The organism is Gallaecimonas sp. GXIMD4217, from assembly GCF_038087665.1.
Lineage (GTDB): Bacteria > Pseudomonadota > Gammaproteobacteria > Enterobacterales > Gallaecimonadaceae > Gallaecimonas.
Genome location: NZ_CP149925.1, coordinates 2,315,935 through 2,340,879, shown reverse-complemented (window position 1 = coordinate 2,340,879; position 24,945 = coordinate 2,315,935). Strand labels below are relative to the sequence as shown.

Annotated in this window: 24 protein-coding genes; 14 read left to right on the top strand and 10 right to left on the bottom strand. The window is 64.8% G+C overall.

The window, feature by feature from the left end; genetic code table 11:
• The first annotated feature begins 3 nt into the window (after positions 1-3).
• The 13 genes from flgH to WDB71_RS11415 all read left to right on the top strand — a co-directional run bounded on the left by flgH (position 4) and on the right by WDB71_RS11415 (position 13,600).
• On the top strand, positions 4-675 hold the full coding sequence (gene flgH / locus WDB71_RS11475; protein ID WP_341501725.1) for a flagellar basal body L-ring protein FlgH: 672 nt from the start codon (positions 4-6) through the stop codon (positions 673-675).
• Positions 676-684: 9 nt separating this feature from the next.
• Positions 685-1,767 (top strand): flagellar basal body P-ring protein FlgI, encoded by a 1,083-nt coding sequence (locus tag WDB71_RS11470; RefSeq protein WP_341501724.1) that lies wholly within the window; start codon positions 685-687, stop codon positions 1,765-1,767.
• Positions 1,768-1,769: 2 nt separating this feature from the next.
• The gene (gene flgJ, locus WDB71_RS11465; RefSeq protein ID WP_341501723.1) at positions 1,770-2,702 is read left to right on the top strand and encodes a flagellar assembly peptidoglycan hydrolase FlgJ; all 933 of its coding nucleotides are present in this window, start codon (positions 1,770-1,772) and stop codon (positions 2,700-2,702) included.
• A 1-nt stretch (position 2,703) separates the two neighbouring features.
• Positions 2,704-4,692: a flagellar hook-associated protein FlgK gene (flgK, locus tag WDB71_RS11460; protein ID WP_341501722.1), complete on the top strand. Its 1,989-nt coding sequence runs from the start codon at positions 2,704-2,706 to the stop codon at positions 4,690-4,692.
• A gap of 3 nt (positions 4,693-4,695) precedes the next feature.
• A complete protein-coding gene (flgL, locus tag WDB71_RS11455; RefSeq protein WP_341501721.1) occupies positions 4,696-5,916 on the top strand; it encodes a flagellar hook-associated protein FlgL in 1,221 nt (406 codons plus the stop codon).
• A gap of 77 nt (positions 5,917-5,993) precedes the next feature.
• Positions 5,994-6,827, top strand: coding sequence for a flagellin domain-containing protein (locus WDB71_RS11450; RefSeq protein WP_341501720.1), 834 nt, complete (start codon positions 5,994-5,996; stop codon positions 6,825-6,827).
• A 192-nt stretch (positions 6,828-7,019) separates the two neighbouring features.
• Positions 7,020-7,850: a flagellin gene (locus WDB71_RS11445; RefSeq protein ID WP_341501719.1), complete on the top strand. Its 831-nt coding sequence runs from the start codon at positions 7,020-7,022 to the stop codon at positions 7,848-7,850.
• Between the two features lie 218 nt (positions 7,851-8,068).
• Complete coding sequence (locus WDB71_RS11440; protein WP_341501718.1) at positions 8,069-8,887, top strand: flagellin; 819 nt, start codon at positions 8,069-8,071, stop codon at positions 8,885-8,887.
• 61 nt (positions 8,888-8,948) lie between these two features.
• Positions 8,949-9,353: a flagellar protein FlaG gene (locus WDB71_RS11435; RefSeq protein ID WP_341501717.1), complete on the top strand. Its 405-nt coding sequence runs from the start codon at positions 8,949-8,951 to the stop codon at positions 9,351-9,353.
• Between the two features lie 17 nt (positions 9,354-9,370).
• Positions 9,371-10,750 carry a flagellar filament capping protein FliD gene (gene fliD / locus WDB71_RS11430; RefSeq protein WP_341501716.1) on the top strand — a complete coding sequence of 460 codons (1,380 nt, stop codon included), beginning with the start codon at positions 9,371-9,373 and terminating at the stop codon, positions 10,748-10,750.
• A 14-nt stretch (positions 10,751-10,764) separates the two neighbouring features.
• A complete protein-coding gene (gene fliS, locus WDB71_RS11425) occupies positions 10,765-11,184 on the top strand; it encodes a flagellar export chaperone FliS (RefSeq protein WP_341501715.1) in 420 nt (139 codons plus the stop codon).
• Entirely contained in the window at positions 11,181-11,501 is a 321-nt protein-coding gene (locus WDB71_RS11420) for a flagellar protein FliT (RefSeq protein WP_341501714.1), read from the top strand. The genes fliS and WDB71_RS11420 overlap by 4 nt, the downstream gene beginning before the upstream one ends.
• A gap of 8 nt (positions 11,502-11,509) precedes the next feature.
• Positions 11,510-13,600: a 6-hydroxymethylpterin diphosphokinase MptE-like protein gene (locus tag WDB71_RS11415; RefSeq protein WP_341501713.1), complete on the top strand. Its 2,091-nt coding sequence runs from the start codon at positions 11,510-11,512 to the stop codon at positions 13,598-13,600.
• On the opposite strand, the gene WDB71_RS11410 is transcribed toward WDB71_RS11415, so the two are convergent.
• From WDB71_RS11410 to pseB, 10 genes are read right to left on the bottom strand one after another with little or no spacing between them, the layout of a single operon-like run.
• Positions 13,597-14,265 (bottom strand): PIG-L deacetylase family protein, encoded by a 669-nt coding sequence (locus WDB71_RS11410; protein WP_341501712.1) that lies wholly within the window; start codon positions 14,263-14,265, stop codon positions 13,597-13,599. The genes WDB71_RS11415 and WDB71_RS11410 overlap by 4 nt on opposite strands.
• Positions 14,262-15,473, bottom strand: coding sequence for a pyridoxal phosphate-dependent aminotransferase (locus WDB71_RS11405; RefSeq protein ID WP_341501711.1), 1,212 nt, complete (start codon positions 15,471-15,473; stop codon positions 14,262-14,264). Before WDB71_RS11405 ends, WDB71_RS11410 begins: the two co-directional genes overlap by 4 nt.
• On the bottom strand, positions 15,470-16,321 hold the full coding sequence (locus tag WDB71_RS11400; protein ID WP_341501710.1) for an amidohydrolase family protein: 852 nt from the start codon (positions 16,319-16,321) through the stop codon (positions 15,470-15,472). The genes WDB71_RS11405 and WDB71_RS11400 overlap by 4 nt, the downstream gene beginning before the upstream one ends.
• Positions 16,318-17,517 (bottom strand): ATP-grasp domain-containing protein, encoded by a 1,200-nt coding sequence (locus tag WDB71_RS11395; protein ID WP_341501709.1) that lies wholly within the window; start codon positions 17,515-17,517, stop codon positions 16,318-16,320. The genes WDB71_RS11400 and WDB71_RS11395 overlap by 4 nt, the downstream gene beginning before the upstream one ends.
• Positions 17,507-18,562: an N-acetylneuraminate synthase family protein gene (locus tag WDB71_RS11390; RefSeq protein WP_341501708.1), complete on the bottom strand. Its 1,056-nt coding sequence runs from the start codon at positions 18,560-18,562 to the stop codon at positions 17,507-17,509. The genes WDB71_RS11395 and WDB71_RS11390 overlap by 11 nt, the downstream gene beginning before the upstream one ends.
• Positions 18,546-19,664, bottom strand: a complete 1,119-nt coding sequence (gene pseG / locus WDB71_RS11385) for a UDP-2,4-diacetamido-2,4,6-trideoxy-beta-L-altropyranose hydrolase (protein WP_341501707.1) — start codon at positions 19,662-19,664, stop codon at positions 18,546-18,548. The genes WDB71_RS11390 and pseG overlap by 17 nt, the downstream gene beginning before the upstream one ends.
• On the bottom strand, positions 19,657-20,319 hold the full coding sequence (locus WDB71_RS11380; protein ID WP_341501706.1) for a formyltransferase family protein: 663 nt from the start codon (positions 20,317-20,319) through the stop codon (positions 19,657-19,659). Before WDB71_RS11380 ends, pseG begins: the two co-directional genes overlap by 8 nt.
• A gap of 1 nt (position 20,320) precedes the next feature.
• Entirely contained in the window at positions 20,321-21,031 is a 711-nt protein-coding gene (gene pseF / locus WDB71_RS11375) for a pseudaminic acid cytidylyltransferase (protein WP_341501705.1), read from the bottom strand.
• Positions 21,032-21,035: 4 nt separating this feature from the next.
• Complete coding sequence (pseC, locus tag WDB71_RS11370) at positions 21,036-22,178, bottom strand: UDP-4-amino-4,6-dideoxy-N-acetyl-beta-L-altrosamine transaminase (RefSeq protein ID WP_341501704.1); 1,143 nt, start codon at positions 22,176-22,178, stop codon at positions 21,036-21,038.
• Positions 22,175-23,176 (bottom strand): UDP-N-acetylglucosamine 4,6-dehydratase (inverting), encoded by a 1,002-nt coding sequence (gene pseB / locus WDB71_RS11365; protein WP_341501703.1) that lies wholly within the window; start codon positions 23,174-23,176, stop codon positions 22,175-22,177. The genes pseC and pseB overlap by 4 nt, the downstream gene beginning before the upstream one ends.
• A 229-nt stretch (positions 23,177-23,405) precedes the next feature.
• On the opposite strand from pseB, the gene WDB71_RS11360 reads away from it, so the two are divergent.
• Positions 23,406-24,830, top strand: coding sequence for a sigma-54 dependent transcriptional regulator (locus tag WDB71_RS11360; protein WP_341501702.1), 1,425 nt, complete (start codon positions 23,406-23,408; stop codon positions 24,828-24,830).
• The last annotated feature ends 115 nt before the right edge of the window (positions 24,831-24,945 follow it).

The following is a 24,945-nucleotide window of genomic DNA, read 5'->3' as shown; positions in this document are numbered from 1 at the left end:
GAGATGCGCCTTTTCCTGATCCTGCTCGCCCTGGCCATGGCCGGCTGCGCCAGCACCAGTCCCAAGCCCATTCCCGATGATCCGGACTTCGCCCCGGTGCTGCCGGACTTCGAGGAGGAGCCCCTGGTGGCCACCGGTTCGCTGTTCCAGGACAGCACCAGCCAGAACCTCTATTCGGATCGCCGGGCGGCCCGGGTCGGCGACATCATCACGGTGCTGCTCAAGGAGAACAACAGGGCCTCCAAGAGCGCCAAGACCGAGCTGGACAAGGAAACGGCGGTGAGCCTGGATCCGGTGATGGCCCTGGGCAAGGACGTGACCATCAATGGCAATCCCATCAGCGTCGGCATCAACGGCGCCAACAGCTTTGCCGGCGAGTCCGACGCCGACCAGGCCAACCAGCTCAACGGCGCCATCTCGGTGCACGTGGTCAAGGTGCTGCCCAACGGCACCCTGATGATACGTGGCGAGAAGTGGATCACCATCAACAACGGCGACGAGTTCATCCGCCTGACCGGCATCGTCCGCCAGGACGACATCAGCGCCGACAACATGGTGGACTCCACCCGGGTGGCCAATGCCCGCCTCCAGTATTCCGGCACCGGTGACTTCGCCCAGACCCAGCAACAGGGCTGGCTCAGCCGCTTCTTCAACTCGAGCTGGTGGCCCTTCTAGGAGATGATGATGAAACGCCTGATCTGTTGTCTGCTGCTGCTGCCCATGCTGGCCCAGGCCGAACGCATCAAGGACATGGCCTCGGTGGCCGGGGTCCGCGACAACCAGCTGGTGGGTTACGGCCTGGTGGTGGGCCTGCCCGGCAGCGGTGAGCAGAGCCCCTTCACCGAGCAGTCCTTCCTGAGCATGCTGCGCAACTTCGGCATCCAGATGCCGGTCGGCCAGAAGCCCAAGATCAAGAACGTGGCGGCGGTGGCGGTCAGCGCCACCCTGCCGGCCTTTGCCAAGCCCGGCCAGCAGATCGACGTTACCGTCTCCTCGGTGGGCTCCGCCAAGAGCCTGCGCGGCGGCACCCTCTTGCAGACCTTCCTCAAGGGCGTGGACGGCAAGGTCTACGCCCTGGCCCAGGGCAACCTGGTGGTGTCCGGCTTCAGCGCCGACGGCGCCGACGGCTCCCGGGTGCTGGCCAATACGCCGACGGCCGGCCGCATCCCCGGCGGTGCCATAGTGGAGCGGGAGGTGGCCAGCCCCTTCGCCAACTCCGATTTCCTGATCTTCAACCTGCACAGGCCCGACTTCACCACCGCCAAGCGCCTGGCGGACACCGTCAACAACCTGCTGGGGCCGGGCATGGCCCTGGCCATGGACGCTACTTCGGTGCAGGTGCGGGCACCCCGGGATCGCAACCAGCGGGTCAGCTTCCTGTCCACCCTGGAGAACCTGGAGTTCACCCCGGCGGCCGAGGCGGCCAAGATCATCGTCAACTCCCGCACCGGCACCATAGTGGTGGGGGCCCAGGTGCACCTCAAGCCGGCGGCCATCACCCATGGCGGCCTGACCATCACCATCAGCGAGAATCCCCAGGTCAGCCAGCCCAACCCCCTGGCCGGCGGCGAGACCGTGGTGGTGCCGGACTCCGGCATCGAGGTGGAGCAGAGCCAGGCGCGGATGTTCTATTTCGATCCCGGCGTCACCCTCCAGGATCTGGTCAGGGCCGTCAACGAGGTGGGCGCCGCCCCCTCGGACGTCATGGCCATACTGGAGGCCCTCAAGCAGGCCGGCGCCCTGTCCGGCGAGCTGATCGTGATCTGACCATGGCGGACCTCATCGGCAGCAACCAGCTGGTCACCGATCTGGCCTCCCTGGACAGGCTGAGAAAGGGTGCCCAGCAGAACGACGACCAGGCGCTGCTGGAAACGGCGCGCCAGTTCGAATCGCTGTTCGTGCGCGAGCTGATCAAGAGCATGCGCGAGGCCAATGCCGTCTTCGAGGAAGACAGCATTTTCAACTCCAACGCCACCCACTTTTACCGGGACATGCAGGACCAGCAGATGGCCATGGAGCTGTCCGGCAAGGGCGGCCTGGGCCTGGCCGAGGTCATTGCCGCCCAGCTCAAGCCGGGCGGCAACCTGATGCCGGCCTCGGTACTCAGAGGCGGCAATGCCGTCTCCTCGGTCCCCCTGTCCCGGGACGCCAAGCCGGCGGCCGCCGAAGCACAATCGCAATCCGGTGCCAAGGAACCGACACCGTCAAAAGCCCGTGCCGACATCCGTTTCGAAGGCCCGGAGGATTTCGTTGAAAAACTGATGCCCTATGCCCGCCAGGCGGCCAGGGCACTGGGCCTGTCGCCGGCGGTGATGCTGGCCCAGGCGGCCCTGGAAACCGGCTGGGGCCAGAAGATGCTCCAGGGCGAGGACGGCAAGCCCAGCCACAACCTGTTCAACATCAAGGCCGGTGGCAGCTGGCAGGGCGACAGGGTCAAGGTCAGCACCCTGGAATACCGGGGCGACCAGGCCAGGATGGAAAAGGCCCTGTTCCGGGTCTACCGCCATCCGGTGGAAAGCTTCAAGGACTTCGTGTCGCTGCTGAAAAACAGCGACCGCTACCAGGAGGCGCTGGGAGCCGCGAAAGAACCGGCACGCTTCCTGCAGAAGCTCCAGGAAGCGGGGTATGCGACGGACCCCAACTATGCCAGCAAGATCATGAAGGTGCTGGCCCATCCGGCGCTGACACGAGGAGCCGACTGAAATGGCCAATGACATGCTGCGTATCGGCACATCTGGGATCCTGGCGAACCAGCTGCTGCTCAACACCGCAGGCAACAACATCGCCAACGTCAACACCCCGGGCTACAGCCGCCAGCGGGTGGAGCTGACCGCCGAGCCCCTGGGCGGGGTGGGACGGACCGATGTGGTGCGGGTCATGGATCAGTTTGCCCTCAACCAGCTGCGCCTGGACACCTCCAAGCTGGGCCTGGCCGAGTCCTACCTGGCCCAGGCCGATCGCACCGACAAGCTGCTCGGCGATGCCGACACCGGCATCGGCAAGGGCCTGGAGACCCTGTTCGAGCGCATGAACACCCTCAACAACGAGGCCAGCTCCATCCCCAACCGGGAGCTGTTCCTGGCCGAGTTGGAGAACCTGGTGGCCCGTTACCAGCGCCAGTCCGATCAGCTGGCCTCCCAGCAGAAGGAAGTCAACCAGCAGATCGGCGCCTATGCGGACGAAGCCAATTCCCTGATCAGCGCCATCCATTCGGTCAACGAGCAGCTGGCCTCGGTCAATGCCGGTCAGTCCGGCGGCGAGCGCGCCCAGCTCATGGACCAGCGTGACGAGGCCATCCGCCGCCTGTCCGAGCTGGTGGACATCCGCGTCATTCCCGCCGACAACGACGCCGTCAACGTGATGATGGCCAACGGCCAGTCCCTGGTACTGCCCGGCAGCAAGGCCAGCTTCCAGGCCGTGCCCGGCGACCCGGAGGAAAACCGCCTGGAGCTGGCGGTCAAGCTGGGGCCCCAGGCCATGACCCAGCAGCTCAGCTCGGTGGGTGGCAAGCTTGGCGGCCTGGGCCAGTTCCGCAGCGAGCTGCTGGATCCGGCCCAGCGCCAGCTCGGCCAGCTGGCCCTGGCCATGGCCGATGCCTTCAACAGGCAGCACCGGCTGGGCCTGGATCTGGACGGCGACATCGGCGGCGACATCTTCAAGCTGCCGGTGGCCGTGGCCCACGACTACAGCGGTAATTCCAGCGCCGGCCTGACCATAGAGGGCAGGGTGGTGGACGGCACCGCCCTGACCGCCCAGGATTATCGGATCACCTTCACCTCGGGCACCGCTTACCAGATAGAGGCCCTCAACGAGGACGGCAGCCCCAGCGGCGTGATCACCACGGGCGACACCAGCACAGGGCCCATGGTGGTGGACGGGGTGGAATACACTTTTGTGTCTGCCGGTGCTTTTGCCGCCGGTGACACCTTCGACATGCGCCCGACCCGGGACGCCGCCGCCCAGCTCGGCCTGGCCATAGACAGGCCCCAGGATCTGGCCCTGGCCTCGCCGGTGAAGGCGGAGCAGGGCAGCCTCAACCTGGGCACCGCCGTGGTCAGCTCGGTGGTGGTCAGCGACACCGAACCGGCCAGCTCCGACTTCAACACCACGCCCCCGCCGCTGCTCGACGCCACGGCGCCGGGCAAGATCGTCTTTTTGAGCGCCACTCAGTACCAGCTCTATGAGCAGGACGGCGTGACCCCCATAGGCGGCCCCATCACCGCCACCGACCTCAATGATCTGCTGCCGGCCGGCAGCGGCTTCCAGGTCAGCCTGTCCGGCCAGCCCGCCGCCGGCGACGAGTTCATCATCAGCGCCAACGTCGACAGCGGCACCGGCGTCATGACCGCCACCTCCGACAACAGCAACGGCCTGTTGCTGGGCCAGCTTCAGCAGAAGGAAGTGGTGCGCATCAGCGATGCCGGCTCCGCCGCCAGCGGTCAGAGCATGAACGGCGCCTTTGCCGCCATGGTCAGCGAAGTGGGCGGCAAGACCGCTTCCATGAAGGTCAAGGCCGAGGCGGCCAAGTCGCTGCTGGCGGAAAGCCAGGGCCGCCTGGAGTCGGTGGCCGGGGTCAACCTGGACGAGGAGGCCGCCAACCTGATCCAGTTCCAGCAGGCCTATGCGGCCACGGCGCGGATCCTGTCCACCTCTCAGACCACCTTCGACAGCCTGCTTGGGGCCCTGGGGTAAGCCATGCGTTTGTCTTCCAATCTCATCTACCAGTCCGGCATAGACTCCATCCTGGAGCGCCAGCAGCAGCTGGTGACCTCCAGGGAGCGGGTCAACACCCAGCAGCGCATCCTGCAGCCGTCCGACGATCCGGCCGGCGCCGCCACCGTGCTGCGCCTGAACGAACAGCTGGCCATGTCCGAGCAGTTCACCAAGAACAGCGACTCCCTGAAGTCACGGCTGGGCATCAGCGAGGCCACCCTGACCAGCATCAGCGATGTGCTGGACAGGGCCAGGCAGCTGCTGATCCAGGCCAACGACGGCATCAACAGCCTGCCGGACCGGCAAGGCATTGCCACCCAGCTGGAGGGGATCCGCGACGAAATCCTGGATCTGATGAACACCAGGGATGCCAACGGCGACTTCATCTTCTCCGGCAACGAGGGCAACATCACCCCCTATGGCCTGGACGCCAGCGGCCGCTATGTCTACCAGGGCGACCAGGGTCTGCAGCAGATCCAGGTGGCCAGCGCCGTGGCCATCGAGGCCAATTTCCCCGGCTACTTCATCTTCGACTCCCTGCCGCCGAAACTGGACGCTGGTGCGGCCATGACCGCCGGGGCCGGCACCGTCACCACGGCCGTCAGCAACGAAGGCCAGTTCGACGCCTTCTACCGCGCCAACTACGACCCGACCAACCCGGCCGGCAACGTCTTTTCCGTCACCACCATAGCCGGTGTGCCGGATAGCTATCAGATCACCGACAGCGGCGGCACCGTGCTGGCCAGCGGCAACTATGTGCCGGGGGAGGTCATCGCCTTCAACGGCCTGGACATCACCCTGGACGGGGCCGCCGGCGCCGCCGCCGACATCACCCTGGCGCCGCCGGTGCGGGACAACATCCTCAATGTGCTCACCGACTTTGCCGAGACGCTGCGGGATCCCAACCTGACCCCGGATCAGCTCACCCAGGCCTCCATCTATGCCCAGGACATGGCCAGGCTCACCCACGAGAGCCTGCTCAGTTCCATTTCCAGCATCGGCGGCCGCATCAACGTCATAGAGGATCTGCAAAGGGGCGCCGCCACCACCGAGCTGGCGCTGCAGACGGCCCGGGCCGATATCGCCGAGGTGGACATTGCCGAGGCGGTTTCCCAGCTGGTGCAGGAAGAAACCGCCCTGCAGGCGTCCTTTGCCGCCTACAACAGGGTCAGCCAGTTGAGTTTGTTCGATTTCATCAGGTAATTGGCACGCTAATTGCCTAAGTCATAGCAAGGCGCATTGGTGCGCTGAAGTACGGCACTATTGCGAAGGAGAGGATCATGCCACTTTTCGTGAACACTAACGTCGCATCGCTGAACTCTCAGCGTAACCTCAGCGGTGCAACCGAAGCCCTGGGGACATCATTCCAGCGGCTGTCTTCCGGTAAACGCGTCAACTCCGCCAAGGACGACGCCGCCGGCCTGCAGATCGGTACCCGCCTGCAGTCCCAGATCAACGGCCTGGGCCAGGCGGCCCGTAACGCCAACGACGGTATTTCCCTGGCCCAGACCGCCGAAGGCGCCCTGGACGAGACCACCAATATCCTGCAGCGCATGCGGGTGCTGGCCCTGCAGTCCGCCAACGGCTCCAATACCGCGTCCGACCGCCAGGCCCTTAACGCCGAATTCCAGGAGCTGACCGCCGAGATCAACCGTATCGCCAACGACACCACCTTTGGCGGCGTGCAGATCCTCGACGGCTCCTACAGCGCCGCCTTCCAGATCGGTCCCGATGCCAACCAGACCATAGCCCTGTCCATCTCCGTAGCCATGAACGGCACCGGCCTTGGCCTGGGGACGGGCAGTACCGCCACCAACATTACCACGGATACGGATGCCCAGGCGGCCATCACCACCATCGACAGCGCCCTGTCCGTGGTCAACAATGCCAGGGCCAACCTGGGTGCCAAGCAGAACCGCTTCCAGTCCACCATCCGCAACCTCACCAACATCGAGGAAAACGTGTCCGCGGCCCGATCGCGGATCATCGATGCGGACTTCGCCAAGGAATCGGCAACCCTGGCCCGCAACCAGGTGCTGCAGCAGGCGGCCAGCTCCATGCTGACCCAGGCCAATCAGCAGCCTCAGATAGCCTTGTCTTTGCTGCAGGGCTAAGTGTATCGCCCTCAAAGAACCCGCCTTTCTGGCGGGTTTTTTATATCCTTTTAACTTTTAATGTCGAAAATTTATAAAAGTTTTCTCGATGGAAGCCGTTACAGGGTCTGAACAAGACCAAAAACTGCCACGGCGTGTGAGTTGGGATAAGCCCTTGACGCCGCTCCAATTCACTCTTGAGGAGACCGAATCATGGCACTGTTTGTAAACACCAACGTTTCATCCCTGAACTCACAGCGTAACCTGTCCGGGGCTACCGGCGATCTGGCCAAGTCCTTCCAGCGCCTGTCTTCCGGCCTGCGCGTCAACAGCGCCGCCGACGATGCCGCCGGCCTGCAGATCGGTACCCGCCTCAAGGCCCAGATCAATGGCCTGAACCAGGGCGCCCGTAACGCCAACGACGGTATCTCCCTGGCCCAGACCGCCGAAGGCGCCCTGAACGAGACCACCGAGATCCTGCAGCGCATGCGGGTATTGTCCCTGCAGTCCGCCAACGGCTCCAACACCGATTCCGACCGCACCGCGTTGCAGGCGGAATTCACCGAACTGACCAGCGAGATCAACCGTATCGCCGGCGACACCACCTTTGGGGGCGTGGCCCTGTTGGATGGCTCCTTCACCGCCGACTTCCAGGTTGGTGCCGATGCCAACCAGGTCATCAATATTGCCATTGCCACCTCCATGGGCTCCGGAGGTCTGGGCCTGACCGGTACTGCGGGTAGTGTTTCCATTTCTACGGCCGCTGGTGCTCAGGCTGCCGTGGCCACTCTGGATACCGCCCTGGGCACCGTCAACACCACCCGCGCCAACCTGGGTGCCAAGCAGAACCGCTTCCAGTCCACCATCCGCAACCTCAACAGCATCTCCGAGAACGTGTCCGCCTCGCGCAGCCGGATCATGGATGCCGACTTCGCCGCGGAATCCGCCGCCCTGGCCCGTAACCAGGTGCTGCAGCAGGCGGCCAGCTCCATGCTGAGCCAGGCCAACCAGCAGCCGCAAATCGCCCTGTCCCTGCTGGGTTAAAGGTCTGCCGCCACATAAAAAACGCCCTCCAAGGAGGGCGTTTTTTATGGTTGACGAAACCGATTCAAGGAATCAAAAACGCTTTATTTATTCCTTTTTGATATAAAAGTTTCCCGCTTCGGCGCCGTTATAGAGGTTGAACAAGAAATGACCCGGCGTGTGAGTTTAGGAAAAGCACATGACGCCGTTCCAAGGCTCACTTTTTAGGAGACTGAATCATGGCCCTGTTTGTAAATACCAATGTCTCGTCCTTGAACTCGCAGCGCAATCTGTCCGGCGCCACCAATGACCTGTCCAAGTCATTCCAGCGCCTGTCTTCCGGCCTGCGCGTCAACAGCGCCGCCGATGACGCCGCCGGCCTGCAGATCGGTACCCGCCTCAAGGCCCAGATCAACGGCCTGAACCAGGGCGCCCGTAACGCCAACGACGGCATCTCCCTGGCCCAGACCGCCGAAGGCGCCCTGAACGAGACCACCGAGATCCTGCAACGCATGCGGGTACTGTCCCTGCAGTCCGCCAACGGCTCCAACACTGCCTCCGACCGCACCGCGTTGCAGGCGGAATTCACCGAACTGACCAGCGAGATCGACCGTATCGCCGGCGACACCACCTTCGGTGGCGTCAAGCTGCTGGACGGCTCCTTCACCGCCTCCTTCCAGGTCGGTGCCGATGCCAACCAGACCATAGGCATCTCCATCGCTACCGCCATGGACGCCGCCGGTCTGAGCCTTTCTGGCGCCTCCATTGCCACCGCTTCCGGTGCCCAGGCCGCCGTGGCTACCCTGGATACCGCCCTGGGTACCGTCAACACCACCCGCGCCAACCTGGGTGCCAAGCAGAACCGCTTCCAGTCCACCATCCGCAACCTGAACAGCATCTCCGAGAACGTGTCTGCCTCGCGCAGCCGGATCATGGATGCCGACTTCGCCGCGGAATCCGCCGCCCTGGCCCGTAACCAGGTGCTGCAGCAGGCGGCCAGCTCCATGCTGAGCCAGGCCAACCAGCAGCCGCAGATCGCCCTGTCCCTGCTGGGCTAAACGGCTGAAAAAGGATACGCTCTCCCTTCGGGGAGAGCGTTATTGTTCAAGGAGGTGACTTATGGTTAACGTCAATGCCAATAGTGAGCTTCTGGGTAGTATGTCGGCCGCCGGATCCCGGGTGGCAGAGCAGCAGCCGGCCATAGAGCAGGCGAGAGCGGTTTCTTCGAAGGATTCGACCGCCGGTGCGGTCAAGCCGGAGTCCGTCGAAGAAGACGTGGTCAGGGAAAGTCTCGAATCCGCCATGGAGGCGGTCAAGCGCTTCGTCGATGCCAACAAGCGTGGTCTCGACTTCAGCGTCGATGACGCTGCGGAAAGGACAGTGGTCAAGGTCATGGATACCAACAACAATGAGCTGGTGCGCCAGATCCCCTCGGACGAGATCCTGAGCCTGGCCGCCCGGATCCGGGTATGGGAAAACGAGTTGTCTGAGAAGATTGGCATACTTTTTGACTCTCAAGTCTGAATCCACGAGGAGGTCCCATGGCCGTCACACTCTCAGGCATAGGTTCGGGCAACGACTTTGAAGGCCTGATCGAAACCCTGGTTCATTCCGAGAAATCACCCAAGGTCAATCTGCTCAACACCAAAGAGCTGCAGATCCAGACCGAGCTGTCCGGCGTCGGGACCCTCAAGTCAGCCCTGTCCAAGTTCCAGAGCGCCGTCGAAAAATTGGCGGATCTGGACAACTTCGACAAGAACACCTCCACCATCAGCTACAGCGCCGATCCGGACAACCCACCCATTTCCGTGGGCTCCGCCAGCCTGGTGGCCGCCGGCAGCTTCGAGGTGAAGGTACAGCAGCTGGCCAAGGGCTCGCGAATGGAGTCGGCGGCCCTGGGGGCCTCCACCGATACCGTCGGCAGCGGCACCCTGACCTTAGGTGCCGGCAGCGACAGTTTCGACGTCACCATTGACGCCAGCGATACCCTTGAGGACATCCGCGACAAGATCAACGGTGCCACCGGCAACTTCGGGGTTCAGGCCAACATCATCAATTCCGATGCCGGCGCCGTGCTGGTGTTCAACTCCTCGGTGACAGGCGATGGCAACAGCCTCTCGGTCAGCACCAGCGACGCCAGCCTGGACAGCATTTCCACCAACCTGACCCAGACCAAGAGCGCCCAGAGCGGCATCATCAGTGTCGACGGCCAGACCATCACCTCCGACAGCAACACCTTTACCGATGCCGTCGGTGGCCTGAGCCTGACCGCCCTGGCGGAGACCGGTACCAACAGCGCCACCCTCACCGTTGAGCCCGATACCGAATCGGTCAAGACCATGCTGGAGGACTTCGTCAGCTCCTATAACGAACTGAAGGACCAGCTGATCACCCTGTCCGAACCCACCAATGGTGCCCTGGCCTTCAACCCCATGGTGCGGCAGATCCAGCAGGAGCTGTCCAAGGTGGTGGGGGACTCGGTCAGTGGCGTCAGCAACACCAACATGGACAGCCTCTACGAGGCCGGCATCACCCTGACCAACGACGGTCACCTGGAGATCAGCAGCATTGGCCTGGGCAGCAGTGCCAGTGGCCTGGACCGTCTCAATGACGCCCTGGCCAACAATATGGCCGATCTTGGCGCGCTTTTTGCCTCTGAAAATGGTGTCGCCGCCAAGTTCGACAGTTTTCTCGAGCAATATACCGGCTCCAGTGGCCTGATCAGCGAGCGTCAGAAGTCACTGAATGAGTCGATGGCGGACATTGAAGAGCAACGGGAAGACCTGGATCGCTATATCGAAAGCTTTGAGCTGACGCTGCGTAACAAATTCACGGCCCTGGACGGTGTCCTGGCCCAGATGAACGCAACACAGAGCTACATCACCAGCATCTTTGCCAGTCTTCCCAAGAACGATTCGTGACCGGGAGAGTGTTAATGGTCCGTGGTAATGCACGCCAATACCAGCAGGTTAGCAAGCAGAGCAGCCTGGCATCCGCCGATCCCCACAGGGTCATACTGGCCCTGATGCAGGGCGCCCTGGAAAGCATGAACGTGGCCAAGGGGGCCATGCAGCGCCAGGATTTCGAGGTCAAGGCCAAGGCCATCAACAAGACCATCCGCATCGTCGGCGGCCTCCAGGACGGCCTGGACATCCAGGCCAACCCGGAGATCGGCGAGAACTTCTATAACCTCTACGACTACATCATCCGCCGCCTGGGCGAGGCCTCGGTGAGCATGGACGAGAGTATCATCGACGAGCTGCAGAGCCTGCTGGCGCCCATCGCCGAGGCCTGGGCACAGATCCCCGATGAGGCCAAGCAACAGGCCGCGGTCCAGCGTCAAGGCCAGCCATGAGTGCCGAACAGGAGCTGTTGCAGCTGCAACAGCTCAACGAGGCACTGGCGGCCGCCCTCGGCCGCGAGGACTTCGACGCGCTTGAGGCCCTGGTCCGGCGCCGCCACCTGCTGGTCACCGCCCTGGGCGAGCGGCTGCCGGAGCTGCCCGCCGAGCTGGCCGACGCCGTGCTGGCGGCCTTTCGTCAGTTGCTGGACCACGACCGACAGCTGGCGGAATTGATCACCTCATCCAAGCAGCATTCCCAAGCCGATATGACCAGGCTGCGCCTGGGCAGGAAGGCCCTCGGCCAGTACGCCAAAATCGTCAAGTTATAGGAAAGGCCATGTCTGAACTCGAACACGACATCCACGCCAAAATAGCCGAACTGGAAAAGATCCAGCAAAAGCTCCAGAAACGGGTTGAGAGCGAGAAATTCGTCGAGACGGAAGTGGCCGGACTGGCGCTGCCCGACATCGACTACGAGGCCCGCTTCGCCAATAACATGGCGGCGCTGGAGCAATATCTGCCGGACGTGGCCCAGGCCCTGGCCGGCTACCAGCCCAGGCAGTTCGAGATCGTGGTGGCGCCGGGGGACGTGAACCTGGTCAACAACCAGGATGACGGCCTGGTTTACCCGCAAAACGCCTACCAGCAGATCCTGGCCCAGTACCTGCGCTTTTGTGCCAGCCCCATCACCACCTATTTCGACTGGCAGGCGGATCCGGACAACCACTGCAATTTCGTGCACGTGGAGTACCTGAACAAGATGCTGGCCCTGTCGGGGGAGCGGCTCGACCGCCAGCAGGCCAAGGAGCACCTGCCCGAGGTGATCAACTCCCTGATCGTATTCGGCATCGGCCTGGGCTTCGACATGGAAAAGCTGGTCCAGGAGCGGGACATCCGCCGGCTGTTCCTCTACGAGCCCAACCCGGACTTCTTCTACGCCAGCCTCCATGTGGTGGACTGGGCGGCGCTGCTCAAGCGCCTGGACGAGCTGGATGCCCGCTTCCACCTCTGCCTGGGCGCCGACGCCGACGACTTCTTCCAGGCCCTGAGCCGGCAGATGATCGTCGACGGCCAGTACGAGGCCAGCTTCAGCTACTGCTACGTCCATTACCTGGACGCCAACATGGCCCACGCCATCGAAGTGTTCAAGAAGAAGTGCTACGAGCTGATGTTCGGCTACGGCTTCTTCGACGATGCCCTGATGAGCCTGGCCCACCAGTACCACAACATCAGGGCCGGCACCCCCTTCCTGAGCCGCCGCAAGGACCCCCAAGCGCTGCCGGTGATCATCGTCGGCAACGGTCCTTCCCTGGACAAGGCCTGGTCCCAGCTCAGGGCCTGGCAGGACAGGGCGGTGATCATCAGCTGCGGCACCGCCCTCAAGGCCCTGCATCGCCACGGCATCAGGCCGGACTTCCATGTGGAGATGGAGCGCACCGCCGTGACCCGGGACGTGCTCAACGCCATCGGGGACGACGACTACCTGGCCGGCCTGCGCCTGCTGACCCTCAACACCGTGCACCCGGAAGTGCCGGCCAAGTTCGGCAGGGTGCTGATGGCCAAGAAGTTCAACGAGGCGGCCTCGGTGTTGCTGGACGGTTACCCGGCCATCTCCACCCTCAACTTCTGCAACCCCACCGTGTCCAACTGCGCCCTGGCCTTCGCCGAGGCCCTGGGCTTCAGGGATGTGGTGCTGGTGGGTGTGGACATGGGCTTTCCCGGTGAGCAGCACCATGCCCAGGGCAGCATCTATTTCGATCAGGAAGGTGACGACAAGGCCCTGTTCGACATCAATGCCCAGAAGGCGGTCAAGGTGCCGGCCAACTTTGGTGGCGAGGTCTATACCTCGGCGATTTTCAACTACTCGCGGATGTCCATCGAGGAGCTGCTCAAGCTGGCGCCCGACCTTAACTGCTACAACACCGCCGAGGGTGCCTTTATCGACGGCGCCACCCCCATAGCGGTGGACAAGGTGGCGTTGCCGCCCGTGGCGCTGGACAAGGACGCCTACTGCGACGCCCTGATGGAGGCCGCCTCCATCCAGGCGCCCGAGGCGCTGCCGGCGCGCATGGAAGTCATAGGCTCAGGCCAGGAATTTGCCCAGCTGGTGGACCGGCTGGTCGAGCTGGTGGCTGGGCCTGTGCAGAGCCGCAGTCAAGCCCTGGCGCTGCTGCAGCAGCAGTTCGACGAGCTGGTGGGCCACCAGGGCGAAACCGCCTACCTGGCCGACATGCTCAGGGGCACCCTGCTGTACTGCCATTCCTCCCTGGTCAAGCTGCTGCTGATGCCGCAAACGCCGGAGGAGGGCCTGGCCAACTTTGAGGACGGCCGCGCCATCCTCATCGCCTACCTCAAGGCCACCAAGGCCAAGCTGCTGGCCCAGGGGCTGGCCCCCGATGCCTCACAGCTGGGCCACATCTGGCGCTAATCGCACTGCCTGAGCAGCACAAAGGCCTCCGTCGGCCCCTGGCCGACGGAGGCGCCACGCCACCTGGCCAGGGCTTCGACCGCCTCTACCGAGCGGGCGTGGGGGGAGGGCCGCATCTCTTCCTGATAACAGCCCAGTGCCTGGAGCTTGACGTCCAGGTGGTCACTGATGTCCACGAAGACGTTGGGCACGAAGCCCTGCCCCTGCAGGGCCCACTCGGTGCTGGACTGGACTTCGAAGGCATAGAGGCGCTTGACGCTGCTGCCGGGCAGGGGCCGGCAGGCCGTCATCACCGCCTGGTGGGTCAGCCTGTGGTCGATGTTGAGATCGCCATGGTGGTGGCTGTAGATGATGTCGGGGCGGATCCCGGCCAGTTTGGCTTCCAGGGCCTGCACCAGATCCAGTAGCGGGTAGCCGTCCAGGCGGTTGTCGGCCAGGCCAAGGCAGTGCAGGCGGCTGATCCCCAGGCGGGCGGCGGCGTCCTCTGCGGCCCTGTTGCGGCTGGCCAGGGCCTGGTCCTGCTGGTCCGGGCTGCGGGCCCCGACACCGTCGGCCATGAACAGCACCTCGACGCTGTCGCCCGCGGCCACGTGCTTGGCCAGGGTGCCACCACAGCCCAGCACCTCGTCGTCCGGATGGGCGGCCACCACCAATACCTTGTTCATGCGTCCTCCCACAGGGGCAGCCCCAGCGCCCGTAGTTGTGGATCCAGATCCGCCAGGGGGCAGTCCGGCCGTAGTTTTTCCTTGATCACCTTCAGCGCCGCCAGGATGTCCTCTTCGCTTTCGGTACCGATGGACAGGCGAATGAAGTGGGCCGTGCTGTCGCCATAGGCGCCGCCCGGTACCACGGCAATGCCGTGGTTGAGCAGCAGATCCAGGGCCAGGTTCAGGGTGCCGTGGGGATAGGCGCCGACATCGACGAAGAAGTAGAAGGTGGCGTCACCGGCCATGGCGTCGAGTCCCAGGTCTACCAGCGCCTGGCGCAGCCGCCGGCGTTTGGCGACAAGAGCGCCGATCTGGCCGCGGGTATGGGCCACCAGATCGTCGAAACGCCTCGCCACGTACTGGGCCAGCAGGGTGGGAGCGCAGGTGAGCAGGTGCTGGTTGAGCTTGAGCAGCGCCGTCAGCAGCTCCGGGGGGGCAATGACGTAGCCCAGCCGCCAGCCCGACATGCCCAGGTTCTTGGACAGGGAATTGACGATAAGCATGCCACTGCGGTCTTCCTCCAGGTTCCACAGGCTGGTGAAGGGCTCGTCGACGAAGTCGCTGTAGGCCTCGTCCACCAGCAGGTAGATACCGTGGGCCCGGCACTGCTGGTACAGGCAGTGCAGCTCCGCCTTGCTGTAGAGGCGACCGGCCGGGTTGTTGGGGTTGTTGATGATCAGCAGCCGGGTCCTGTCGGAAAAATGGCGCCCCACCTCCGCCAGGGGCAGATCATAAGGCAGATAGCGGGTTTCCAGGCCCGCCAGCCTGGCCTGCTCCACATAGCTGAGCCAGCCCGGCTCGTGGATCAGCACCTCGTCGCCCGGCTCGGCCGTGGCCAGCATGCACAGGTAAATGAGCGGTTTGGAGCCGCAGGAGATCAGCAGATCGTCGGGGCCCACATCGGCCTGGTATTGGCGGCGGTAATAGCGGCTGATCTGCTCCCTCAGCTCGGGCAGGCCCTGGCTGTCCGAATAATGGTAACCGGCCTCGGTGTCGATACCCTCCCAGTCCAGCTGTGGCAGCTCGAAGAAGGCCTCTCCCAATGACAGGGAGGTGATGGCGCGGCCCTGGCGCCTGAGCTGGTAGACCAGCTGGTTGATGTAGATGGACATGGCCTGGGGAATGGCGTCGACCCGCCGGGAGGGGCCGTAGGGGCGCTTGCTCATTGGCCGTACCTCGACATCAGTGACAGGGCGCTGTCCCGCCAGAGCCAGCGGCACTGCGCCTCGTTGAGCTTGAAGCGGTCCATGAAGCTTGCCATGTCGTTGACCGCCTGTTCGAAGGCGATGAACGGCTGATCGGTGCCAAACAGGAAGCGCTCGGCGCCCAGCCGGCCTATGGCGAAGGCCAGATCCTGGTCCACTGTGCTGCCTTTCCAGAAGCTCAGCGACAGCGAGGTGTCCAGGTAGAGATTGGGGGCGGCCAGGGCCAGCATCATCACATCCAGGATGCGGGGACCGCCGAAATGCAGGGCGAACACCGGCACCTTGTTGATGGTGGGCAGCAGGGCGGCCAGCAGCTCCGGGCCACTGCACCGGTACAGGGCCAGGGTGCCGTAGCTGCAGTCGACGCTGATCCACAGGCCCAGCGCCTGGGCATGGCTGGCGCAGGCCTGGACCGCCTCGTGATCGGCGCTGGTGATGGCCTGCAGGTAGGGATGGAACTTGATGCCCCTGGCGCCGGCGTCGGCGATGTTGGCCAGCTGGGTCCTGATGTCGTCGGCGCGAAAGTCCACCAGCAGGGTGGTGGGATTTTGCCTGTGCCGCTGCAGCCAGTTCAGGCAGCTGTCGTTTTGGGCGAAGCGGCTGTCCAGCACCATCAGGTGGGCGCCGGCCTGGCAGCGTTGTCGGCTCTGCTCACCGGCCTGGGCCAGCAGGGCCTGCCAGTCGTGGTCGAGCAGATGATATTCCTGGTCTATGGCCGCCTGCAGGGCCTCGGCCCGGGCGGGGTGCTGCAGGTCGAGGCCGGGCTCGACCCTGGGCAGGTGGTAGTTGAAATCGAACAGGGCGGTCATTGCACTGTGATCCTTAGGCGCGCTAGCGCCGCCTGGTAGCGGTCATGGAGGCTGTCCTCTGGACCGGCGACGATGAAGAAACCATGGCGGTTGGCGTCGTTGGAAATGTCGGTGATGGCGTCACCCGGGTTCAGGTTGACCCGGCCGGTCAGCACCCCGGGCATGGCCAGGGCGTCCTCCCAGCCGGCCAGGGCCAGCAGCCGGCCCTGCCGCTCGAAGCGGAAGAATTTCAGCAGTACCCCGTCCCGTGATGCGGTATCAAGGCAGGGGGCCTGCTGGCCAAAGGCGGCGTAGATCAGTGCATCCATGACATTGATGCCGCTGATGGCCGGTATTATGTGGGTGGAGGTGTGGCAGCCGCCGCCGCGGTTGGCCAGCTCGATCAGGTACAGCTCGCCGTCGTCGGTCAGCATGTACTCGCCATGGAGGAAGCCGTACTCCAGGCCCAGGGCCCTGGCAACGGCATCGTTGTTGGCCAGGGCCTTGTCCCTGAGCCCCGGGGCGATGCGGGCCGGGTAATGGATGTCCACCGCCACCTGGCGCTGCTCGTCCAGCATGCCCTTGCTGGCCACGGCCAGGGAGCGCGGGATGCCGTCCAGGCAGAAGCCGTCGACGGTGAGCTGGGTGCCGTGGATGAAGCGCTCGCAGATCACCTGCCTGGCCGGGCTCTGGGCCAGGGCGGCCCAGAAGGCCTCGGCGGCCTGGGCCGGGCCCGTGACCTTGCTGACCCCGAAGCTGCCCCTGGCGTCCACCGGCTTGACGATGAGCGGATAGCCCTGCTCCCGGCCGAAGGCCAGGACGTCATCCGGGTGCAGGCAGAGCCGGTATTGTGGCTGGCGGATGCCGCTGCCCTCCAGGGCCTGGCGCTGCAGGTATTTGTTGGTGGTCTTCAGGGCCGCATCCACCCCGGGGCCGGGCAGGCCCAGGCGCTGGCTGACCACGGCGCTGGCGAAGAGGGCGTAGTCGCACTGGTCGCTGATCACGGCCTCCACCTGGTGGCGGCGGGCAAAGGCGGTGATGGTATCGGTATCGAAATAGGGGCAGATCAGCAGCTCGGCCAGGCCGGGCAGAGGGGCCGAAAGGGGCTCATGATGCACCCCGTACACCTCGACTCCCAGCGCCAGCAGCCGGTCCAGGTAGGGGCGCTGTTCCCAGCCCAGGTTGATGAGCAGGGCCTTGCGGCCGTCAAGCGTCATGGTCGTTGAACTCCAGATCCTGCCATTGCACCAGGTCGCCGGCCTCAAGCTGGCGATCCTTCTTGAGGCGGAATTGCGTCGCCAGCTCAAGCTGGTGCCTGGGGATGCCGCCGTCGCCGCGCCTGAAGGTCAGGGCCTTGGCGGTGATGGCGGCGCCGGCCGGCACGGCTTTGTCCACCACCAGTTTCATGGTGATGTTTTCGCGGTGCTGGCGTTCCCAGTCGCTGAGGGGCGCCTTGATGCCGTCTCCCAGGCCGACCTCGATGTCGCGGATCCCCTGGACCATGGCCTTGAATTCCTGGGGCTCGATGGCGAAGTGGTGGTCCGGCCCGGGCAGGTTGCGGTCCGGGGTGAAATGTTTCTCGATGACGCAGGCGCCCAGGGCCACGGCGGCGATGGGGAAGTGAATGCCCAGGGTGTGATCCGAGTAGCCGGTCAGGCAGCCGTAGGCCTGGCGCAGGGTCTGGATCACCCTGAGATTGCCGTTGGCCGGCGGTGTCGGGTACTGGGAAACGCAGTGCAGCAGCACCAGATCCCGCGCCTCACGGCGCTGGCAGTGGCGCAGCACCTCTTCTATTTCGCCGTAGCCGGACAGGCCGGCGGACATGATCAGCGGCTTGCCGGTGTTGATGGCCGCATCCAGTACCTCGGGGTAGAGGCCGAACTGGGGCGAGGCCACCTTGATCACCTCGGCCCCGGCCTTCTGCAGCCAGTCCACCGCCTCGGGGTAGGTGGGGGCGGAGAAGAAGTCGATGTCGAGCCGGCGGCAGTGCTCGGCCAGTTCCAGGTGCCACTGTTCGGTCAGCTCGATCTGCCTGAACAGCGCCTGGATGCCGGCCGGGGCATTGGCATCCCGGTACAGCTTGTCGTAGCGCAGCGACTGGAACTTGGCGGCGTCGGCGCCGGCCTCCTTGGCCATCTCGATCAGTTCCTTGGCCCGGGCCAGGGACTGGTTATGGTTGGAGCCGATCTCGGCAATGATATAGGCGGGGTGGCCGTCGCCCACCTGGCGGCGGCCAATGCTGAATTCACGGGACCAATGCATGGCTGGCTCCTCTGTCTTGGTAGCGCGCGGCCAGGATCCGGGCGATGCGCGAGCAGCCCCGGCCGTCGATAAGTCGTTTGCCGTTATCGGCAAGCTGTTGGCGTTGGCGGGGATTGTCCCTCAGTGCGAGGAAGGCTGCCAACACCTTGTCCACCAGGGCGGCATCGTCCTGGTCGAACACCGGCGCCAGTGCCTGCTCCGCCAGGCAGTGGGCGATGCGGTGCTGGTCCGGGGTGGTGCGAATGGCGATCTGGGCCAGCCCCAGGCAGGCCCGTTCCCAGGCGCCGCTGCCGGCATTGCCGATGGCCAGATCCATGCCGGCGGCCAACCCGGCCAGATCGGTCAGGGCGAAGTGGCAGCGGACGTTGCCAAGGCCGTCCAGGGCCAGGCGCAGTTGCCGCTGGCGCTGTGGCGGGGCGTGCAGGGCCAGGTGGAACTGCACGTCCGGCGCGGCCCCGACCAGGTGCGGCAGCAACCGCTCGCTGAGCCCGAAGGGATCCGTTCCGCCCGGGCAGAACAGCACCCTGTCGATGCTGTCACCGGGCCGGTAACCGGCTCTTTGGACCGGCCAGGAGGCGCCCAGGGGCACATAGTCTGCACCCAGCAGCAGTTGGGTGTCGGGCCGGATCAGGTCCCGGTAGTCATCGGCCCTTGCCGACGGCAGGCTGTTGATCAGCACGTCCACCCCCAGCCTGCGGCTGGCGGTGTCGTCCAGTGCCGCCACCAGCCGGCAGCGATCGCGGATCGGCGCCAGCCAGGGTTCGTCGATGCCGTAATGGTCGCAGACGAGCAGATCGTCCCCGTTCAGCAGGCGCGCCGTTTCCGCCGCATCCTCTGCCGCTGTCTTGCCCAGCCAGGCCTTGTGGCTGTCCAGGGACTCGGCAGGCTTGACCTGCCAGTGCGGTGGCGGCAGCAGCTCAAGGCCGAAGCCCGCCTCCTCGACCAGGCCGTGCAGGCTCTGTGGGTGGGGCCGGATCAGAAAGCGAACCCGGGCGCCCAGCTCGGCCAGGGCCCTGGCCAGGTGCAGGCAGCGGTGCAGGTGCCCGGCGCCGATGGCGGGGCAGGCGTCGACCCTGAAGGCAACCGGCATGCCGTCAGTCATGGTCCTGTCCTTCATCCGGGGTGATGGCGAGACGGTAGCGCCGGCCCCGGTAATGGAAGAAGGCCGGGTAGCGCTCGTTGTCCACCACCCGCAGCAGCTCGAACTGTTCGGCCAGGCTGAGGTTGGGATCCAGCTCGCTGTCGGCCGGCCCACGGCGCCGGTAGTGGCTGGCCTCGCCCTGCTGGGCCTGGGGTTGCAGGCTCTGGTAGCGTTGCACGAAATCCAGGCACAGGCGTACCGTGGCCTCGCCCTGGCGCCGGCGCCACTCATCGCAGAGTTCGCTGCCGTCCAGTTCGATGCTGTCCCTGAGCCAGATGGGGCCGGCATCGGCCTCGGCGGTGGCCTCCAGCAGGCAGATGGGGATGCTGTTGCGCCCCGCCAGGATCTGCCAGGTCATGGGGGCGAAGCCGCGTCCCTGGGGCAGGGCGCTCTCGTGGACCACCAGGTTGTGCTTGTTGCGCGCCAGCACCTCTTCGGGGACCAGGCTGACGCAGCCCAGCATGAAGCAGGCGATGCCGGGGCGAACCTGGTCGGCGTGGCGGCACAGGCTGGCGGCATAGCCGAGATCCGCCAGTGCCGTTTGCAGTGCCTGCACATGGGGCAGGATCCAGGAATCGTTGTCCACCAGCAGCGAAATGGGTTCCCTGGGCAGCATGTCACTGGTCTCCCTGTTCGAGCTGTCGGCGCCAGACCTGGTACATCAGCTCGGCGCGGCGCCAGTCGGCGTCGGTGTCGATGTCCTGCACCCTTTCCCGGGGCAGCAGCAGCGGCACCGTCCTGTCGCCGAACAGGGGCCAGTCCTCCAGGAAGGCGGCGCTGCGGCCCCAGTAGAGCTGGCCGGCGTCGTGATAGAAGGGGGTCAGATCCTGGGAGCGGCTCTTCAGGTGCTGGGGCTCGCGCAGCGCCAGCCGGCCGTTGTCGGCGATGCCAACCGCCCTCTGGATGGGGAATTCGAACTCGGTGACCGTGACCACGAAGCCGGCGTCTGGGGCCTGGCTCAGCAGCCTGTCGCCGGCCCGGATGATGTCCGGGGTCAGGAAGGGCGCCGTGGCATAGAGGCAGCAGGCGGCGGTCACCTGTTGTCCCTGCTGCTGGAACCAGTCGATGGCATGGGCGGCCACGGCATTGGTGCCGGTGACGTCGTCGGCCAGAGCGGCGGGACGGACAAAGGGGGTTTCCGCCCCCCAAGCCCTGGCCACGGCGGCCATTTCCTGGTCGTCGGTGGACACCAGTACCAGGTCGAAGCAGCCGCTGGCCAGGGCGGCCTCTATGGCGTAGGCCATGATGGGCTTGCCGCAGAAGGGGCGCAGGTTCTTGCGGGGGATGCGTTTGCTGCCCCCCCTGGCGGGGATCACCGCTATCTTCATCTGTCTACTGCTCCAGGGCGTCAAGCACCTGCCGCTGCTGCTGGTCACCGAGCGTGACGAACAACGGCAGGGTGAAGCTGTCCAGGTAATAGCGCCAGGCCCCCGGATACCGGTTCATGTCCTGGCCCAGCGCCTGGTAATAGGGCTGGGAGGGGATGGGGATGTAATGGACGTTGCTCTGCACGCCGGCCCGGCACAGCCCGTCGTAGATACGCCTTTTCTCGGTCAGGTCGGCCACCGGCCGCTGGGCCACATAGAGGTGGTAGGCACAGTCTGCCGGCTCGGCGATGGCCAGGGGACGCCAGGGCGCCGGCAGGGCGGCGTCATAGCGGGCGGCCAGTTGCCGGCGGCGCTCGGAGAAGGCGTCCAGCTTGGCCAGCTGGCTCAGCCCCAGGGCGGCGTGGAGATCGGAAAGCCGGTAATTGAAGCCCAGTTCGACCTGGGCATAGGCCCAGGGCCCGTCCGGCTCCGCCGTCATCTGCTGTGGCTCCCGGCTGATGCCGTGGCTCCTGAGCAGGGCCATGCGCCCGGCCAGCGTCTCATCCTGGGTGACGGCCATGCCGCCCTCGCCGGCGGTGATGGGCTTGACCGGGTGGAAGCTGAACACGGTGATGTCGCTGTGCCGGCAGTTGCCGATGGGCTGGCCAGCATGGCGGCCGCCCAGGGCGTGGCTGGCATCTTCGATGACCCGGAAGCCGTACCGGCTCGCCAGTTCGGCGATGGCGGCCATGTCGCAGCTCTGGCCGGCCAGGTGTACGGCCACCAGCACCTTGGGCAGGGTGCCGTCCCGCTCGGCGTCGGCCAGCTTGTCGGCCAGGGCCTGGACGCTGATGTTGCCACTGCGCGGGTCCACATCCACGAAATCCACCTCGGCGCCACAGTAGCGGCCGCAGTTGGCGGAGGCCACGAAGGAGATGGCGCTGGTCCAGAGCCTGTCCCCCTGGCCCAGGCCCAGGGCCAGGCAGGCCAGGTGCAGGGCCGAGGTGGCGGAACTGCAGGCCACGGCATGGGCGGCGCCGCAGTACCGTGCCACCGCCCGTTCGAATTCGGGCACCGCCGGCCCCTGGGTCAGGAAGTCGCTGCTCAGTACCTCGACCACCGCCTGGATGTCGTCCTGGTCCAGGCACTGCCTGCCGTAGGGGATCATGCCAGTACCTGTGCGTTCAGGGCCTTGAGTGCATCCACGGTCAGGAAGTCCGGGTTGTTGCTGGAGTTGTATTCGAAGCCCTGTGTCACCGGCCGGCCCCGCTCGCCGAGGGCGTTGCTGCTGAAGTCATTCTCGCGGCTGAAGAAGGTGATGGTGGGGGCTATCACATAGTGGTCGTCGAATTCGAAGGTCAGGTGGGAATCGTCGGCCGGGCACATGATCTCGTGCAGCTTCTCGCCGGGGCGGATGCCGATCTCCTTATGGGGCAGCGCCGGGGCCATGGACAGGGCCAGATCGGTGATGCGCACCGAGGGGATCTTGGGCACGAAGATCTCACCGCCCTGCATGCGGGCGAAGTTCTTGAGTACGAAATCCACCCCCTGCTCCAGGGTGATCCAGAAGCGGGTCATGTCCCTGTGGGTGATGGGCAGGTGGTCCGTACCCTGGTCGAGCAGTTTCTGGAAGAAGGGCACCACCGAGCCCCTTGAGCCCACCACGTTGCCGTAGCGCACCACCGAGAACTGGGTCGGGTGCTGGCCCGCCATGTTGTTGGCGGCCACGAACAGCTTGTCGGACGCCAGCTTGGTGGCGCCGTAGAGGTTGACCGGGTTGGCGGCCTTGTCGGTGGACAGGGCGATGACCTTCTTGACGTTGTTGGCCAGGGCGGCGTGGATGACGTTCTCGGCGCCGTTGATGTTGGTCTTGATGCACTCCATGGGGTTGTATTCCGCCGCCGGCACCTGCTTGAGGGCGGCCGCGTGCACCACATGGTCCACGTCCTTGAAGGCCTGGACCAGACGCTCCTTGTCCCGTACATCGCCAATGAAATAGCGCATGCAGGGGGCGTTGAACTCCTGCTGCATTTCGAATTGCTTGAGTTCGTCACGGGACAGGATGATCACCTTGCGGGGCCGGTAGCGGGCCAGCAGCAGGCGTACGAACTTCTTGCCAAAGGAGCCGGTGCCGCCGGTGATCAGTATGGATGCGTCGTTGAACATGGTGTGGGATCTCCACTGTGCGATGGGTCGAAATTCTGCAAAAGTCAGGCCAATGCCATGTAACAGCCACCGCTAAATTTATGTAAACTCACAGGTCGCAGAGGTGGCGTTTTTTCTTGCGGCAGGCATCAACTCGCTCTTGGCGTTGCCGGCAACTCTGCTATTTTGTCAAACTATAACAAATGCTTGCACTCGCTTGCGCAGAAGGAACGGGTGGTTCTCCGAAGTTATGCAGACCAATAACGGCTTCCTGGTCATAGATGCCAACACCGACAGGTGTCAACAACTGGCTTTGTTGCTGGAGTTCATGGGGGAAGAATGCGCCGTCACCAGCCCCAAAGACGCCGGCGAGCAGCTGGCCCAGCGGCGCTGGAGCGTGGCCCTGATCGGCGACGGCCTGGATCCGGCCCTGATGGACAAGCATGCCCAGATTCCCTACCTGACCCTGGACAACAGCGAGGCCGTGCTTGGCGGCAGCCACCTGGGCATGCTCGAGGCCCCCTACAACCTGGGCCAGTTCCAGAAGCTGATCCGCCACCTGCAGCGCCGCGAACAGGCCAGCCAGGAGCCCAAGGCCGTTACCTCCAACCACCGCCTGTTCCGGGCCCTGGTGGGCAAGAGCAAGGCCATGCAGGAGGTCCGTCACCTCATCCAGCAGGTGGCGCCCACCGATGCCAGCGTGCTGATCCTGGGCGAATCGGGCACCGGCAAGGAAGTGGTGGCCCGTAACATCCACTTCCAGTCCAGCCGCAAGGACGGCCCCTTCGTGCCGGTCAACTGCGGCGCCATACCCCCGGAACTGCTGGAAAGCGAGCTGTTCGGCCACGAGAAGGGCGCCTTCACCGGCGCCGTCAGCGCCCGCAAGGGCCGTTTCGAGCTGGCCCAGGGCGGCACCCTGTTCCTGGACGAGATCGGCGACATGCCCCTGAACATGCAGGTCAAGCTGCTCAGGGTGCTGCAGGAAAGGACCTTCGAGCGGGTCGGCGGCAGCAAGGAGCTCAAGGCGGATGTGCGCATCGTCGCCGCCACCCACAGGGAACTGCCGAAGATGATCGCCGACAACAAGTTCCGCGAAGATCTCTACTACCGCCTCAATGTGTTCCCCATAGAGATGCCCGGCCTCAAGGAGCGGGCCGACGACATCCCGCTGCTGGTCAATGAGATCATCTCCCGCCTCAAGTCCGAGGAAGGCCATGGCGTACAGCTGTCCCAGCGCGCCATCAACTCCCTGATGAAGCACCCCTGGCCGGGCAACGTCCGCGAGCTGGCCAATCTGGTGGAGCGGCTGATGATCCTCTATCCGGATCAGACCGTGGACGCCGGCAACCTGCCCAAGGCCTACCAGCACCTGGGCATCAGCGACTTCGAGCCGGTCATCCACAACCGCGAGCTGGAAGAGCGCGAGGCGTTGATGGGCATCTTTGCGGATCGCGACGCCACGCCGCCGCCGCCGCCGGAGCCGGCCATGCCGATGCTGTCCCCGGATGGCATCAACCTCAAGGAAATGCTGTCGGAGATGGAGCTGGATCTGATCCGCCAGGCCCTGGCCGCCCAGGACGGCGTCGTGGCCCGGGCCGCCGACATGCTGGGCATGCGCCGCACCACCCTGGTGGAGAAGATGCGCAAGTACGGCCTCAACAAGGGCGGCGACTAGCGTCAGAAAATTGGCGATGCGCTCGCGGCACATAATGCCATGAAATAAAAGGAGAATTTTTTGGCATTCTCCTTGCAGAACACCTCCACATCCCCTGATGTCGAGGTGTTTTTTT

Coding starts and splice junctions, on each gene's coding strand:
- WDB71_RS11395 (WP_341501709.1), bottom strand. CDS start 17,517: ATGACGCTTGACGGCCGCAAGGCCCTGCTCATCAACCTGGGCTGGGAA.
- flgJ (WP_341501723.1), top strand. CDS start 1,770: ATGGCGGACCTCATCGGCAGCAACCAGCTGGTCACCGATCTGGCCTCC.
- pseF (WP_341501705.1), bottom strand. CDS start 21,031: ATGAAGATAGCGGTGATCCCCGCCAGGGGGGGCAGCAAACGCATCCCC.
- pseG (WP_341501707.1), bottom strand. CDS start 19,664: ATGACTGACGGCATGCCGGTTGCCTTCAGGGTCGACGCCTGCCCCGCC.
- WDB71_RS11445 (WP_341501719.1), top strand. CDS start 7,020: ATGGCACTGTTTGTAAACACCAACGTTTCATCCCTGAACTCACAGCGT.
- WDB71_RS11420 (WP_341501714.1), top strand. CDS start 11,181: ATGAGTGCCGAACAGGAGCTGTTGCAGCTGCAACAGCTCAACGAGGCA.
- WDB71_RS11450 (WP_341501720.1), top strand. CDS start 5,994: ATGCCACTTTTCGTGAACACTAACGTCGCATCGCTGAACTCTCAGCGT.
- pseB (WP_341501703.1), bottom strand. CDS start 23,176: ATGTTCAACGACGCATCCATACTGATCACCGGCGGCACCGGCTCCTTT.
- WDB71_RS11405 (WP_341501711.1), bottom strand. CDS start 15,473: ATGAGCAAGCGCCCCTACGGCCCCTCCCGGCGGGTCGACGCCATTCCC.
- WDB71_RS11435 (WP_341501717.1), top strand. CDS start 8,949: ATGGTTAACGTCAATGCCAATAGTGAGCTTCTGGGTAGTATGTCGGCC.
- WDB71_RS11440 (WP_341501718.1), top strand. CDS start 8,069: ATGGCCCTGTTTGTAAATACCAATGTCTCGTCCTTGAACTCGCAGCGC.
- WDB71_RS11470 (WP_341501724.1), top strand. CDS start 685: ATGAAACGCCTGATCTGTTGTCTGCTGCTGCTGCCCATGCTGGCCCAG.
- fliD (WP_341501716.1), top strand. CDS start 9,371: ATGGCCGTCACACTCTCAGGCATAGGTTCGGGCAACGACTTTGAAGGC.
- WDB71_RS11360 (WP_341501702.1), top strand. CDS start 23,406: ATGCAGACCAATAACGGCTTCCTGGTCATAGATGCCAACACCGACAGG.
- WDB71_RS11380 (WP_341501706.1), bottom strand. CDS start 20,319: ATGCTGCCCAGGGAACCCATTTCGCTGCTGGTGGACAACGATTCCTGG.
- fliS (WP_341501715.1), top strand. CDS start 10,765: ATGGTCCGTGGTAATGCACGCCAATACCAGCAGGTTAGCAAGCAGAGC.
- WDB71_RS11410 (WP_341501712.1), bottom strand. CDS start 14,265: ATGAACAAGGTATTGGTGGTGGCCGCCCATCCGGACGACGAGGTGCTG.
- flgH (WP_341501725.1), top strand. CDS start 4: ATGCGCCTTTTCCTGATCCTGCTCGCCCTGGCCATGGCCGGCTGCGCC.
- WDB71_RS11415 (WP_341501713.1), top strand. CDS start 11,510: ATGTCTGAACTCGAACACGACATCCACGCCAAAATAGCCGAACTGGAA.
- WDB71_RS11400 (WP_341501710.1), bottom strand. CDS start 16,321: ATGACCGCCCTGTTCGATTTCAACTACCACCTGCCCAGGGTCGAGCCC.
- flgK (WP_341501722.1), top strand. CDS start 2,704: ATGGCCAATGACATGCTGCGTATCGGCACATCTGGGATCCTGGCGAAC.
- pseC (WP_341501704.1), bottom strand. CDS start 22,178: ATGATCCCCTACGGCAGGCAGTGCCTGGACCAGGACGACATCCAGGCG.
- WDB71_RS11390 (WP_341501708.1), bottom strand. CDS start 18,562: ATGCATTGGTCCCGTGAATTCAGCATTGGCCGCCGCCAGGTGGGCGAC.
- flgL (WP_341501721.1), top strand. CDS start 4,696: ATGCGTTTGTCTTCCAATCTCATCTACCAGTCCGGCATAGACTCCATC.